Genomic DNA, 14,812 nt, shown 5'->3' on the forward strand with positions numbered 1-14,812 from the left:
TTGCCCCGCAAGTCCGCAAGCCCACGCGATCACGTTGCGGAAGCGCAAAAGAATCGACAACTCCCCCGCAACTCCGTCCCATTTCGCATGTGGAGCGTTGCAATCGCGCGACGCCCCATCGTGACATCCCTCTCCGGCCGCCCCCCGTCCGGAGAGTTTGCGCAACTGTCCTCCCCCTCCCATGTCCTTCCCTGCCCAGCCCCAGATCCTTGTCGCCCATCCGTGGATGGGGCGCGGAGGCTCCGAGGCGACGGCCATGTGGTCACTCCACGCCCTGCAGGATATCGCGAAGATCACCTTCACCACCGCCTCGCCGGTGGATTGGGATAGCCTGAACAAGGTCTACGGCACCCGCGTCTCGCCCAGCCGGATTGAGTTCCTGCAGGCCCCGCGGATCCCGGGTGTGGAATCCGGCACCAAGCTCGCCTTCTGGCAGCGCGCTTGGTTCGAACGATTCTGCAGCAATCTCGGCGGCAACTACGACGCCTGCATCAGCGCCTACAATCCGATCCGCTTCAGCCGCCCGGCGATCCAGTTGATCGGCGACTTCAGCTTCAGCGAGGAGTGCCGGCTCGATCTCTACCCGAACGCCTCGACCCAGGCGCATCACCGCCCGTCCTTGTTGCGCAAGCTCTACCTCACCGTCGGCGAGCAGCTCGCGGGGCGCGAGAACGCCGCACCGATCGGTGATGGCGACTGCGTGGTGGCAAACTCGCGCTGGACCGCCGGGGTCCTGGAGAAGCGTTTCCAGCTCAGGGATCTGCCGATCCTCTATCCGCCCTCCGCAGCCTTGCTGCACGATGATGCGGCTAGGCCACGCGATCCCCTGGCCTTCATTTGCATGGGCCGGATCATGCCGGAGAAGGAGGTCGAAACCATCATCACCATTCTCGATCAGGTCCGCGCCGCGGGATTCCCCGTGACTCTGGATCTGGCAGGCGACCTCGGCAGCGATAGCTATTCCGTGTTGATCCGCGACCTGGCCGACAAGCGCCGTGACTGGATCCGCCTGATCGGCTTCCTCGATCCCAAGAAGAAGACCGAATATTTCGCGACCCGGACCTACGGGATTCACGCCTGCCGTGTGGAGGCTTTCGGCATCGCCGTTGCGGAGATGGCGGCATCCGGGCTCATCCCCTTCGTCTCCTCGCAGGGCGGCGTATCGGAAATCACCGGGCAGAATGAACTGATCTATCGCGATATCGACGATGCCGCGGCGAAGATCTGCGCGCAGCTTGCCAATCCCGGCGGCCAGGCGGACCTGCGCGCGGCCTTGCAGGAGCGGGTGACGCGCTTCGGCCCGGATCGCTTCACGGCGAACCTCCTCGGAATCGTCCAAAACTTCCTCGGCCGGCCCTTGGCCGCCGCCGTTTGATTGACCGGAGCATGCTGGGCAAACTGTGGTATCGGCTCACGGATCCGCTCTTCTATCGCAAGCGGCTGCTGCAGCTTTCCCGCCCGCTCCGGCCCCGCCCGCGACGGCGGCCAGTATCGCTCGATGAACTGCTGGTCCGGGAGGGTCCGGTGACTGTCGTGATCGCCCACCCGGATGACGAGCTCTTCGCCTCCGGCCTTCTTTGCGAGCTGTCCGAGCGGGATTGCGAGATCCGCATCCTCTGCCTGACCCGTGGTGAAGGTGGCGACACTGGTGGCAGGACACGCGAAGAGCTCGGGCGCATCCGGGAGGCGGAGCTGCGGGCTTCCGCCGCTGCCCTCGGCGCGACCGGGATCGCCTTCCTCAATCACGTCGATCCCTTGGGCAAGGCGCATCGCACCTACGCACCGGCGGTCTCTGCAGGCGCACTTGCAGGGCAGCTTGCGCCGCTTCTGCAAGGTGCCGCTTTCGTCATCACCCACGGTAGTGGCGGAGAGTATTGGCACCCCGCCCATATTCTTCTTCACCGTGCCGTCTTGCTCGCGGTGAAAGGAACCCCGGTGCCCGTTCTCACCATCCACGCCTGGCAGGCGGGCCACGCCATGTCCGGCCTCCTCAATCGCGAGGATCCTGCTGATCTGATCATCGAGGGCGGCGAGCATCGCGAGCAGCGCCTGGCGGCCTTCCGCGCCCATCGCTCCCAGCACGATTACTTCGCCGCCCGCGGCGGCGGCAGTTTAGAAGGCTATGTGGACCGCAGCGCCCGGGAGGCGTATCGCTACCACCCTACCAAGATGTAATTTCCCTACGGCTCGGGACTTGCTATTCGTGGCGGGAACTCACATGCCATGAAAGAAGAAGCTCTCGATACTCATCACAAGGCGCTCAAGATCAATCTCGATCAGCGCTGGTACGGGACCCTCGCGGAGATCGGCGCCGGGCAGGAGGTAGTGCGCTGGTTCTTCCGCGTCGGCGGCGCCGCCGGCACCGTGGCGAAGAGCATCTCCGCCTACGACATGACGGTGAGCGATGCCATTTACGGCGACTCCGACCGCTACGTCTCGCGCCCCCGCTTGCAGTCGATGCTCGAGCACGAGTTCTCCCTGAATATCGAGCGCTTGGCGGACAAGCGCGGCGATAGCACCGCCTTCTTCGCCTTCGCCGATACAGTGGTCGCGCGCAGCTACAAGGGCGGCAACGAGTGCCACGGCTGGATGGGCGTGAAATTCCAGTCCCGCCCACGCGATGAGCCCAGCCAGATCCTCATTCACGTCCGCATGTTGGACAATGAGGCCTCGCTCCAGCAGGAAGCCCTCGGCGTCGTCGGCGTGAACCTGCTTTATGGCGCCTTCTTCCTCCACCACGAGCCCGAGCTGCTGGTGGAGAGCCTGCTCGACAAGTTGACCACCGGCCGCATCGAGATCGATGTGATCGAATTCCGCGGCATCGAGTTCCGCTCCGTGGACAATCGCCTGATCAGCCTCAAGCTGGTACAGCTCGGCCTGAGCGGCGCGGCCATGTTCGGCCCGGACCGCGAAGTACTACAACCCTCGGAGGCACTCTACAAAAAGGCCGTGATGGTCGAGCGCGGCAGCTTCCGCCCGCCCACGAATGTGAACCTCGACATGCTCCACTGCGCCTTGGAGAAGTTCACCGCGGACCCGGCCGTCCTGGGCAAGCCGGTGCTGCCGATCTTCGAACTCACCATGCGCAACCTCCTCGCCGGTGGCAACGACGTGGACCGCCGCGACTTCCTCGCCCGCGCCGATCTCCTCGCCGCCTGCGGCATGACGGTGATGATCTCGGACTACTTCGAGTACTACCGCCTCGCCGCCTACATCTCCTGGCGGACCAAGGAGCGCATCGGCATCGTGATGGGAGTGCCCAGTCTAACAGAGCTCTTCGACGAGAAATACTACACCCAACTTCCCGGCGGAATCCTCGAGTCCTTCGGGCGGCTCTTCAAATACAACCTCAAGCTCTACGTCTACCCGCTGAAGGATGCCACGACCGGCACCCTGACCACGGTCGACAACCACGAGGTCGCCCCGGAATTGAAGAAGCTCTACGGCTACCTCGCCGACCGCGGCAGCTTTGTGGCGCTCGACAACTTCAAGCCGGAATACCTGCACATCTTCTCGCGCGACGTCTTGGAAAAAATCGGCTCGGGTGATGGATCATGGGTCGAGATGGTCCCGCCCGAGGTCGCCGCCATGATCCGCCAGAGGAAGTTCTTCGAGTGCAAGGAATGCTGAGCCTGAATTCGCCTCAGCACTGGATCGACGGCAGATGCGGCCCCTGCGGCGCCACGTATTCCCCGAGCGACATGTATGAGAGCACTTTGCAAGTCCGGTGCCCGGCGGCCAGGGCCTTGCGGTAAATTCCCGGCCGGCCCATCGGGCAGATGTATTTCGCCAGCGGCGGCGGGAGTGCGCCCGCGAGTGCGCTGCTGAGGGCTAACAGATCCTCATCCGTCTCCGCCCCCGCATGCCCGAACAAGGTGGCGAAGAGATAGCCGACCGTGCGGCCATCACGCACACGCACGAAGCCCGGTACCTGCCACTGGATCAACTGCGCCGCATCCTTCTCACGCGAAAAACCATAGCTGCTCCGCGAGAGAGCTGCGATCGCCGGCAGGTCACCGCTTTCGAGCGGCCGGATCGTGGGATCAGCTTCCGCGGCCGGCGTCGCTTGCATCAGCGCGGCGGAATCCCGCCAGTCGAAACCCAGGCTGGTGTACAGCGACAGCGACGTGATGTTGATCGTCTCTTGGAACAACCGCGTCTGGCGGATCCCTTGGCGGCGTGCTTCGTCGACCGCCCACTGCATCAGCGCGCGGCCGATACCCCGGGATTGCACCGTCGGATCCACCGTGATCGGCCCCACCCCCGCGACCTCGTCGGCATGGCACAGGAAGTTTGAGCCCACGATCTTGCCATCGAGCAGCGCCATCACGCCGGTGTAGTCCGGACGCTTCACCACTTGCCCGATGATCATTTCACCGACGCTCGCGTCGGGAATGTCGCGATCTATCCCGCAGCGGTCATGCAGCGCGGAGAAAGCCTCATGACAGATGCGCGACAGGGTCGGGATCTCTTCCTCGGTAGCAGGTACAAGTTCAAGCGCCATGCCGCGTCGTTACGGGGCAAGTGACCGGCACGCAAGTTGCGGCGCGCCGCTTACACCTTTCGTCCCACTTCGTTTCAGCGGGGCGGCGGCACCTTGTCGTGCTTGAAGAGGCCGTGGGCCCAGCGGTGTTCCCAGACATGCAGCCATGGGTGCGCCCCGTGTTGGTCATCCGCCTCGTAAGCAGAGTAGGCGATCGAGGCGATCCACATCGCGGGCACGATCAGCAGCGACAAACCCAAGGTCGCGATGGCCAGCCAGAGGGCAACGAAGATCATCAGCGCGTTGCCGACGATGAGGATTCCGAAGCCGTCGATATAGTGGTGCTTGTACAGATGCCCCACCCCGGGGATCACACTCAGCAGGGCCGCGATCTTGTTACGGTCCACATCTTTCCATGCGTCGAACAGTTCCTTCATAGCGAGAGAAGCTCCTTTCTCACCTTTCACGCTGGCACGTCGGGAGGAAGAAAGCAAGTCCGCGGAATTGTAGAGCCAAGCTGCCGGGTCGCCTTTCTCTGGAATAAATCTTCCCAAAAATGCGCGAAAAAGGAGTAACATGGCCCCGTTGAGGAAACATGGCAGGGAAACCGTACGTAGGAGCCGGGCCCGCCACGGTTTTCGCAAACTACCCGAACGGGGACTCGCGGGGCCGACCCCGAGCTTGTCAGTCTGATCCAGTACTACACCACCACTCCTTCCATTCGAATCCATGAAACCCGCTGCTCTGCTCCCGCTCGTCGCCGCTGTCTTTTGCGGCACTCTTTCCGCCCAGGACGTGAAGCCCCTCAAGGTGATGCTCATCACCGGCGGCTGCTGCCACGACTACAAGGCCCAGACCGAGATCCTCAAGAAGGGCCTCGAGGAACGCATCAATGTCACCGTCGACCAGGTTCACGTCGACGACGGCAGCACCAAGCCCAAGCTCCCGATCTACGGCAACCCGGACTACGCCAAGGGCTATGACCTGGTGATCCACGATGAATGCGCCGCCGATGTGAAGGACGAGGCAACGGTGAGGGGCGTGATCAAGCCGCACTTGGAGGACAAGATCCCGGCCGTGGCCCTGCACTGCGCGATGCACAGCTACCGCACCGCCGCCGACATCACCAAGCCGGCCAAGGAAGGCACGGTGGATGCCTTGTGGTTCGAACTCCTGGGCGTGCAGTCCTGCCGCCACGGCGCGCAGAAGCCGATCGAGGTTTCCTACACCGACAAGAAGAGCCCGATCGTTTCCGGCTTCAAGGATTGGACCACGGTCAACGAGGAACTCTACAACAACGTGCAGGTTTTCGACACCGCCCACGAGCTGGCCAAGGGCAAGCAGGACGGCGAGAAGGATTCCGTCGTCGTTTGGACGAATCTCTACGGCAAGGACAAGGTCCGAGTCTTCGCCACCACCATCGGCCACAACAACACGACCGTGGGAGATGCGCAGTACCTCGACCTCGTTGCCAAGGGCGTGCTCTGGGCCACCGACAAGATGGACAGCGCCGGCAAGCCGAAGGCTGGCTACGGCCGCCCGCAGAAGAAGTAAGCAAGTTTGTTAGAAGCGGCGGCTTGTTAGCCTGGCCGATCTGAATCTCACCCCGGTGCCTTACCCAAGGCCCCGGGGTTTTTCGTGTCCAGGCCCCGGCAGGAAGGCGGCCTTTCCCTCACAGGATACTAGTATGATTTCGGCAATTACGTATGTTAGTCCATGGTGGGGAGCCGCAGCTCTGCGTTTGAAGCGAGTCGGAAAAGTCATTTGGGGCGTTTTCGTTACACATCCGCTTCGACTATGCGGATTCCCCGGTTTTTCCTTATTTGATAGGACAAACAGAGGCAAAAGGCAATTCATTCCCCCGAATGTGGGACAGCCTCTGAACAGCTACCCGGAGAAATCATACACATCCCGGGTGCATCACATACAAGCATAAGGATGGCATGCTCCCGACATCGCGAAAACCCGTCGCGATAACCTCCGGAGACCCGACCTCGCTCCGGATTCCCGAACCCGAATCCCCAAGACCTGTTTTAGGAGCCCGGCTTTCCCAAGGGGGGAACCCGATCTCCTGGCTCAAGAACCCGCCTGCCGCCCTTCCTTCGCGGCTGGCTCCCGAACCCGACTCGTTTGCTTATCCATGAAGCCTACATTCCGCACCATTTGCCAGTATCTCGGCGTGAGCGCCCGCATGTCCATCGGCGCCGCCATTCTCTCCGCTCCCGCTGCTTACGCAGGGACCAACTGGATCGGCGGCACCGTGGGTGCCGAGCAGGACTGGAACAACGTTGGCAACTGGGGCGGTGCCTTCCCCGTTGGCAATACCACCGTGAACGTCTCCACCGGCAACTTCCCGGTCATCTCCGCGGACCCCGCTTTCACACCGGTCGACCTGATCGTCGCCCCCACTGCCGCCGGTCGCCTTGACCAGCGTGCCGGCACCGTCGCCACCGGCGCGGGCAACTGGGTCTACGTCGGCCAGAGCACCTTCACCGGTGTCTACAATATCGCCAATACCGCCGTGACCACCGGCCCGACCGTGGGCGCGCTCACCGGCTTCGGCCCGGGTACGGGCAGCATGAATGTCGGCGGTGCTAGCACCACCGGCGGCCGTTTGGTCGTTGGCGGCGGCGGCAGCTCGATCGGCACCTTCAACATGAACACCTCTGGCACGGTGAAGATGGAGGAAGATGCCACCGGCGTGATTCTCGGCAATGCCGGCACCAGCACCGGCAACCTCAATCTTGATGGCGGCACGCTGCAGATCAACTCGATCGCCACCACCGGCATCGCCCTCCTCGCCGGCACCAATGGCGGCGATGGCAACTTCCGCATGAGCGGTGGCACCGTGAACGCCACCGGCGGCATCTGGGCCGGTGACAATAGCGCCGCCAGCCAGGGCCTGATCGAAATCACCGGCGGCACTTTCGGCGCCACAGCCAGCGGCACCGGCACGCAGAACGGCCAGCACGGCATCGGCCGCGGCCTTGGCCAGGGCACCCTGAATGTCGGCGGCACCGCTGCGGTGACCCTGACCGGCACCACCCACATCGGCCTCACCGGCACGGCCACCGCCGGTACCGTCGGTATCATGAATGTCACCGGTGGCAGTTTCACCAATACTGGTGACCTGAAGGTGGGTTCCGGTGTTTCCGGCAACACCGTGATCGCCACCGGCACCGGCACGCTCAATGTCTCCGCTGGCACAGCCAATGTCTCGGGCCTGCTCTATGCGGCCGCCGGCAATGACAATACCGACATCCTCACCGGCACCATCAATGCCAGCGGCACCGGCATCCTGAATGCCGGCAATGACGTGGTCCTCGGCTTCGCCGGCAATGGCAACCTCGGCAAGATGACCATCGCCGACAACGCCGTGGTCAGCGTCGGCACCAGCGCCAAGCGCTGGCTGATCCTCAGCCGCTTCGATACCGCGAAGGGCCAGCTCGACATCAATGGCGGCACCCTGCGCCTGCTGAACGGCACCGACATCCGCTTCACCACCGGTAACACCGGCACGAACAGCACCAACGTCATCAACCAGAATGCCGGTGCGGTGACCTTCTATAGCGATGCCGCGGGCACCGTCCCCGGCGTCGGCGTGCTCGACCTGCAAAACAGCGGCGCGGCGACCTGCAACAACAGCTACAACCTGAACGGCGGAACTCTGACCACCGCCGGCGTGGTCTCCACCTTGGCCACCGCCACCCGCACCTTCAACTTCAACGGCGGCACGCTCAAGGCCACCGGCAGCAGCGCCACCTACTTCAATCTCGGCGCCGGCAACTCCCGCGCCAATGTCCGCGATCTCGGCGCGATCATCGATACCAATGGCTTCGACATCACCGTCGCCCAGCCTTTGGTGGCCAGCAACGTGAGCGGCGATTCCGGCAACGGTGGCCTGATCAAGAACGGCACCGGCAAGCTGAGCCTCACCGGCGCGAATACCTATATCGGCGCGACCACGGTCAACGCCGGTACCTTGGAGCTTGGCACCAGCGCCACCTCCGCCATCACGGTGAATGGCACTGCCACCCTCACCGGTTCCGGCACCACCACCGGCGCTGTGACCTTCAATTCCGGTTCCACTCTGTCCACTCCGATCGGCTCTCCGCTGACCTCGAATGGCGTGAACTTCGCCGGCCCGACCAATCTGGTCTTCAGCGGCGCTCCGGACAACGGCAGCCAGTACGTCCTCTTCAAGTATGGCGCGGGCGGCGTGACCGGCCTCAATAACCTGTCCTCCACCTTCCGCACCGTGATTGCCGATGATCCGGGCAATCAGCAGATCCTCGGCACGGTGACCACCGCCAGCATCAACTGGAACACCACCAACGGCACTTGGGCCAATGGCGTCGGCGGTTGGGGCGGCGGCTCCGCGAGCTACTTCAATGGTGACACGGTGGCCTTCAACGAGCGCTCCGGCGCCAGCGTGATCACGCTCAACGGCGTGCTGCTGCCAGCCGCGGTGACGGTCAATAACACCACCAATCCCTACACCTTCACCGGCACGGGTTCGATCAGCGGTGCCACCCTCCTGAGCAAGGATGGCGCAGGCGCGCTGACCATCGCCACCGCGAACAGCTACACCGGCGGCACCCTGATGAATGCCGGCACGCTGAACATCAACAATCCCACCGCCCTCGGCACTGGCACCCTGTTCTTCACCGGCGGCACGCTGAACAACACCAGCGGTGCGGACATCGTGATGACCGGCAACATCCTCCAGAACTGGGATGCCGATCTCACCTTCACCGGCACCAATAGCCTCGATATGGGCACCGGCGCGGTGACCCTCGGTGGCGAAGGCGACGACCGCACCGTGACCGTCAGCGCGAATAACCTGGCGATCGGCAAGATCAACACCGGCTTCCGCGGCCTGATCAAGCAAGGCGCGGGCAAGCTGGAGGTCACCAGCACCGGCATCGGCGCGGCTGGCAGCGTGGTCGGCGGCGTTCTGAATGTCGCGGCGGGCACCCTGCAGATCAACCGCAGCAACTCGACCGCCGATGGCAGCGGCGACTTCACCTCGGCCGGTCTCATCGGCAGCGGCACGCTGATCAACGGTTCCGCCGTGGAGCGTTGGTACTTCACCAACCAAGCCGATGGCACCCAGGACTTCTCCGGTGTCTTGGCGAATGGCAATGCCGGTCCCCTCGGCTTCAACAAGAGCGGTGCGGGCACCCAGATCCTCTCCGGCAACAGCATGACCTACACCGGCCAGACCACTCTGGGCGGCGGCGAGCTGAAGATCACCGGCACCAACACCGGCGCGGGCACTCCCGTGGTGGTCAACTCCGGCAAGCTTACGCTGGCGAGCAACCAGGGCCTCGGCACCACCAGCCTGGTTCGCCTGAACGGTGTGGACCTCTCCACCCTGGAGTTTGCCTCGGACACGGATGGCACCGCCTACAACCTCGCCATGGGCACCGGTAGTGCCATCTCCATCGTCTCGAACCGCGCGACCCCGGGTGCCGGGATCAACCACACCCTCACCACCCAGAGCCTCAACAACGGTCTCGGCGGCGGCGTGGTCAATATCACCAGCGGTCCGAATGTGACCTCCGGCACCGCCCGGATCACCTTCACCCAGCTCGGCTTCGGTGCGGGTTCGGTACAGACCACCACGCTGAATCCGACCACCGCCAGCGTCACGATCGGCGACGTGGGCAAGCAGAACAACAACTTCTCGCAAACCCTCGGCCTCGGTGGCACCAGCTCGGATAACTTCGTCACCGGGGTGATCTCGAATGGTCCCGCGATCGTCGCTCCGAACTTCGTCGCGGTCCTCAAGAGCAACACCAGCACCTGGACGCTCTCCGGCGCAAATACCTACACCGGCACCACCACGGTGAGCGGCGGCACTCTGATCATCACCAATCCGGTGTTGGCAGACGGCGCGGCCGTGAACCTGAACACCGGCGGCACGCTCAACCTGCCCTACGCTGGCACGGATACGGTGGACAGCTTGCTCATCGACGGCACGCTGCAGGCCCCGGGGACTTGGGGTAGCCTGGCTTCCTCGGCCCAGCACAAGACCGCGCTCATCACTGGCACTGGCATCCTGCTCGCCACCAATGGCACCGCCGTCAGCGGTTACAGCAGCTGGGCCACCAGCTTCAGCCTTGATCCGCTGACCACCGGCGCTCCCGGCGCGGACGCGGAGTTGGACGGCTTCGACAACGGCACCGAATACATCCTCGGCGGCTCGCCCGTCAGCGGCTCGAACAATCCGAAGATCTACGCGCTGACCGCCGATACCAATGCCGACACCCAGAAGGAGCTGGTCCTGACCATCGCCGTACCGGTGGGCACTCCGGCCTTCTCGGCCGGTGCGCCGACCTCCACTGCCACCTTCGAAGGCTACGGCATCGAGGTTCGCGGCAGCGCCACGCTCAACGGCTTCCCGGCCGTCGTGACTCCGGTTACCCCGGCCATCACCACCGGCCTGCCCGCCGCGCCGGTGCAGGGTGGCATCACCTACGAGTATCGCTCCTTCACCCTCGCTGGCTCGAATGGCCTCACGGGTAAGGGCTTCCTCCAAGTCCGGGTGACCAATCCCTGATCCCCGCCACTGGTACGACCATTTGCCTAGGCAACACGCACTGTAGGGTTGCAGTGCGGAATTAACGAGAAGCGCCGTCCGGATTGGGTTTTCCGGGCGGCGCTTGTTTTTGTCCCACGCTTCAGCGCCTGAGAGCGCGGCGGCTCCCGCCCCGCTTGGATGGTCAGGCGAACCCACCACCAAGTCCCGCCCCACGCGTCAGTGCCTGGGAGCGCGGCGGCACCTGCCCCGCTTGGATGGTCGGGCGAACCCACCACCCAAGTCCCGCCCCACGCGTCAGTGCCTGGGAGCGCGGCGGCACCTGCCCCGCTTGGATGGTCGGGCGAACCCACTCCAATAGCCCGCCCCACGGACGGCTCACTGGGTGCTCCGGCTTTAGCCAGCCACGACGGAAGCGCGAACCCACCACCAAGTCCCGCCACCAAGAGTTCGTAGTCCCGCCTTTAGGCGGACGAACCCACCCCAGCAGCCCGCCTCATCCCTGCGGCTTCCCCCCGGACGCGCGGAACCACCGCCCCGCAGAAGCGACCCCCGCCACACACCATCGCCTCCCGGTGAAAGCAGATAGCGCCGCAGCCTGACTGCGCATCTTCACGGCTCCCCCGCCACCTCCCTCGCCGCTTGTATCTTTCCACCCCCATTCCGGAAATCATCCAAGTCCCGCCCGCTATTTCAGGCTACAACTTAGCACCCTTCCGCCCGGTGCGCCTTTTGGTGCCGGGCCTCTACCGCGCTGAAGCAGGGTCCTACCCGCCCGTCCCTCGCGCCACCCGTATCGTACCGAAACCCGACCCCATGCCCGAGACTCTCTTCGTCTTCCGCAAACCCGTGTACGCGGCACTCGCGCTCCTGCTCGCCCTCTGCGGCCATGCCGCCGCGCAGGCCCTCGACAATGAAAAGGCGAGCTTCGCCACCTTGTCCGGCGCGACCTACACCCTTACCGGGCACTCGGAACTCCACCTCACCGGCACCGGCGATCCGATCCCCGGCTGTACCATCCATCTCAATTCTCCCGACTCTTGGGTCTTCTTCGAAGGCGTGGCGCCAGCCACAACCGTCAGCACTCTGATCCCCCGCATCCGCGTGAATGGCGCGAATGCCGTGACCGATACCAATGTCCGCGTGGTCCAGTATGTCGCCGGCTCGGTGGTCATCCCGCAGTCGCCATCCTTCGCCGCGCTGCAGGTCTTCACCGGCCAGCACCTCAGTGGCCCTTCGCTGAAGGTCGCGCCCTACACCGAGCACAACAATACCTCGCTCGGTCTCTTCGCTGATCGCATCCGTTCCTTTGTTCTCAAGCGCGGCTACACGGCCACCTTCGCGCAAAACGAGAACGGCACCGGCGCCAGCCGCAACTACGTCGCTCAGGACGGCGACCTCGAGGTCTCGCTCATGCCCGCGGATCTCGACAAGAGCATCAGCTTCATCCGCGTTTTCCCCTGGCGCTGGACCGGGAAGAAGGGCTCTTGCGATATCGATCCCGTCGCCCTCAATGCCGACTGGAACTACAACTGGAACATCAGTTCAAACTCCACCAAGGACTGGGAGTATGTCGCGATCCGCCAGCAGCGTTACTGGCCCGGACTGGATCAGGACTGGAAGGCCCGCGGCGTGAACCATCTTTCCGGCTACAACGAGCCGGACAATCCGGTCGAGGATGCCTACACCACCTTGGGCAATGGCTCGACCGCCACTGCCGTGGCCTCTTGGCCCGATTTGCTCGCCACCGGCCTGCGTGTCGGCGCTCCCGCGGTCACCGATGGCGGCTACAACTGGATCGTCGACTTCATGAACAAGGCGAACGCTGCCGGTGTGCGCGTGGACTACGTGCCCGTCCACTACTACCGCAGCTACTCCAGTGCCTCCGATCCTGCCGGCGCGACCACGGCGATGTACAATTACCTCAAGAGCATCTACGATGCGACCGGGGGCCGTCCGATCTGGGTCACTGAGTTCAACAACGGCGCGAACTGGACCACGGGCCCGGATCCGACGGTCGATCAGAACCGTGCGACCATCGAGGCGATGATCAACATGATGGACAGCACGCCTTGGATCGAGCGCTACGCGGTCTACAGCGATGTCGAGTGGTTCCGCCGGACGAAATACGATGACGGTTCGCTCACGCCGATGGGCGCGATGTACCGCGACCACGTGGCCCCCATGGCCCACCGCCAGGTGGTGCCCAATCAGGGTAGCTCAGGCAATGCCGCCTATCTCTTCGAAGGCAATGTCCGCGACACCCTTAGCGGCAACAATCCACTCATCTACGGCACGCCCAAGATCGTCGCTGGCAAGAATGGCAGCGCTGTCTCCATGGATGGCACCGACGACTACCTCGCCCTGCCCGGTCGCCTCGGCGATAGCAACGACTTCTCCTTCGCCGCTTGGGTGAAGTGGAATGGTGGCAACAACTGGCAACGCATCTTCGATCTCGGCAACGGCACCGCCAGCTATCTCTTCCTTTCGCCGAAGTCCGGCGGCAACACTCTGCGCGTCGCGATGCGCTTGAATAACGGGGCCGAGCAGCAGCTCAACACCACCCCGCTCACCGCCGGAGTCTGGACCCACGTGGCTTTCACCATCTCCGGGGATACCGGCAAGCTCTTCGTCAATGGCAGCCTGGTGAACACCAACACCGCGATGACCATCAACCCGAGCCAGATCGGCACGGAGACGAACTACCTCGGCAAGAGCCAGTTCGCCGCGGATCCGAATTTCAGCGGCTTGCTTGATGACGTGCGCTTCTTCAACACCGCGCTTACCGATGCCCAGGTCAGTAATCTGGCCGCCACTACTCCGCGTGCCTTTGTCGCTTCGCCGGCACTCGCCGGCGCCACTGTCGACCAGCCCTTCAGCGCGGATCTCAATACCCAGCTGAGCGCTGGTGCGGCAGTCACCTTCACCAAGGTGGAAGGTCCCGCCTGGCTCGCCGTCGCGGTGGACGGCACGGTTTCCGGCCTGCCCGGCGTCACGGACATCGGTGCGAATGAAGTGCTCGTCCGTGCCACCACTGCCACCGGTGGCATGAGCATCGCGACCGTGCAAGTCCCCGTCGCCGCGTCCTCACAGGTGGTCCGCTTCGGCTTCAATTCGAACACCACGACCAGCGTAGGCAAGATGGATGCCACGCTGAGTGGCGGGCCTATCTATAGCGCCGGCCGTTCCGGCAATGCCATCGATCTCGATGGCACGGATGATTACGTGCAGCTGCCCGTGGGCATCGCCTCCAGTCCGGAGCTCACCGTCTCGACATGGGTCTATTGGGATGGCGGCGGCAACTGGCAGCGCATCTTCGATTTCGGCAATGGCACCACCAGCAACCTCTTCCTCACGCCGAAGTCTGGATCGAACACCACCATGTTCTCGATCACGCACGGCGGCGTCAGCCAGAATCTGGAAGGGGCTGTGGTCCCCGCCAGCACCTGGACCCACGTGGCCGTCACGATCGGCGCGGGCACCGGCAAGCTCTACATCAATGGCGGCCTGGCGGCGACCAATGCAACCATGAGCCTCACGCCCGCCGACCTCCGCCCCACGGTCAACTATCTCGGCAAGAGCCAGTGGCCCGACCCGCTCTACAATGGTCGCATTGATGACTTCCAGGTCTTCCATCGCGTCCTGAGCGCCACCGAGATCAACACGCTGCGCACCGGCACGCCACCGGGAGTGACGATCAATCCCCGCAGCTTGCCCGCCGCTACCATCGGCACCGCCTACGAAGCCTCGCTCGAAGGCGCGGCAACTGGCACGGTCACTTATTC

The 14,812-nt window shown here is 63.9% G+C and carries 8 protein-coding genes; 6 read left to right on the forward strand and 2 right to left on the reverse strand.

All coding sequences use genetic code 11. The annotated features are described in order from the left end of the window. The first annotated feature begins 181 nt into the window (after window positions 1-181). Genes BV071_RS18710 through BV071_RS18720 form a run of 3 tightly spaced genes read left to right on the forward strand, consistent with a single transcriptional unit; the run spans window position 182 to window position 3,630 of the window. Window positions 182-1,375, forward strand: coding sequence for a glycosyltransferase (locus BV071_RS18710; protein ID WP_035610480.1), 1,194 nt, complete (start codon window positions 182-184; stop codon window positions 1,373-1,375). Window positions 1,376-1,386: 11 nt separating this feature from the next. Continuing rightward, window positions 1,387-2,175 carry a PIG-L deacetylase family protein gene (locus BV071_RS33255; protein WP_052573551.1) on the forward strand — a complete coding sequence of 263 codons (789 nt, stop codon included), beginning with the start codon at window positions 1,387-1,389 and terminating at the stop codon, window positions 2,173-2,175. A 48-nt stretch (window positions 2,176-2,223) separates the two neighbouring features. Next, window positions 2,224-3,630, forward strand: a complete 1,407-nt coding sequence (locus BV071_RS18720) for a hypothetical protein (RefSeq protein ID WP_035610482.1) — start codon at window positions 2,224-2,226, stop codon at window positions 3,628-3,630. Window positions 3,631-3,643: 13 nt separating this feature from the next. Here BV071_RS18720 and BV071_RS18725 read toward each other — a convergent pair whose 3' ends face one another. Together BV071_RS18725 and BV071_RS18730 are read right to left on the reverse strand one after the other, a co-directional pair. Then, window positions 3,644-4,504 carry a GNAT family N-acetyltransferase gene (locus BV071_RS18725; RefSeq protein ID WP_035610485.1) on the reverse strand — a complete coding sequence of 287 codons (861 nt, stop codon included), beginning with the start codon at window positions 4,502-4,504 and terminating at the stop codon, window positions 3,644-3,646. A gap of 74 nt (window positions 4,505-4,578) precedes the next feature. Next, the gene (locus BV071_RS18730; protein ID WP_035610486.1) at window positions 4,579-4,920 is read right to left on the reverse strand and encodes a hypothetical protein; all 342 of its coding nucleotides are present in this window, start codon (window positions 4,918-4,920) and stop codon (window positions 4,579-4,581) included. Window positions 4,921-5,212: 292 nt separating this feature from the next. Here BV071_RS18730 and BV071_RS18735 point away from each other — a divergent pair, with 292 nt between their 5' ends. The 3 genes from BV071_RS18735 to BV071_RS18745 form a co-directional block, all read left to right on the forward strand. Beyond that, window positions 5,213-6,037 carry a ThuA domain-containing protein gene (locus BV071_RS18735; protein ID WP_035610488.1) on the forward strand — a complete coding sequence of 275 codons (825 nt, stop codon included), beginning with the start codon at window positions 5,213-5,215 and terminating at the stop codon, window positions 6,035-6,037. Between the two features lie 586 nt (window positions 6,038-6,623). Then, window positions 6,624-11,048 carry an autotransporter-associated beta strand repeat-containing protein gene (locus tag BV071_RS18740; RefSeq protein ID WP_035610491.1) on the forward strand — a complete coding sequence of 1,475 codons (4,425 nt, stop codon included), beginning with the start codon at window positions 6,624-6,626 and terminating at the stop codon, window positions 11,046-11,048. A gap of 795 nt (window positions 11,049-11,843) precedes the next feature. Next, window positions 11,844-14,812: LamG-like jellyroll fold domain-containing protein (locus BV071_RS18745; RefSeq protein WP_035610492.1), on the forward strand; the 2,969-nt coding region annotated here is incomplete at its 3' end.

The sequence above is a fragment of the Haloferula sp. BvORR071 genome, assembly GCF_000739615.1.
Taxonomy (GTDB): Bacteria; Verrucomicrobiota; Verrucomicrobiia; order Verrucomicrobiales; family Akkermansiaceae; genus Haloferula.

What these genes read in the sequence shown, in the direction of transcription:
- BV071_RS18710 (WP_035610480.1), top strand. Translation starts at nt 182, where the DNA reads ATGTCCTTCCCTGCCCAGCCCCAGATCCTTGTCGCCCATCCGTGGATG.
- BV071_RS33255 (WP_052573551.1), top strand. Translation starts at nt 1,387, where the DNA reads ATGCTGGGCAAACTGTGGTATCGGCTCACGGATCCGCTCTTCTATCGC.
- BV071_RS18720 (WP_035610482.1), top strand. Translation starts at nt 2,224, where the DNA reads ATGAAAGAAGAAGCTCTCGATACTCATCACAAGGCGCTCAAGATCAAT.
- BV071_RS18725 (WP_035610485.1), bottom strand. Translation starts at nt 4,504, where the DNA reads ATGGCGCTTGAACTTGTACCTGCTACCGAGGAAGAGATCCCGACCCTG.
- BV071_RS18730 (WP_035610486.1), bottom strand. Translation starts at nt 4,920, where the DNA reads ATGAAGGAACTGTTCGACGCATGGAAAGATGTGGACCGTAACAAGATC.
- BV071_RS18735 (WP_035610488.1), top strand. Translation starts at nt 5,213, where the DNA reads ATGAAACCCGCTGCTCTGCTCCCGCTCGTCGCCGCTGTCTTTTGCGGC.
- BV071_RS18740 (WP_035610491.1), top strand. Translation starts at nt 6,624, where the DNA reads ATGAAGCCTACATTCCGCACCATTTGCCAGTATCTCGGCGTGAGCGCC.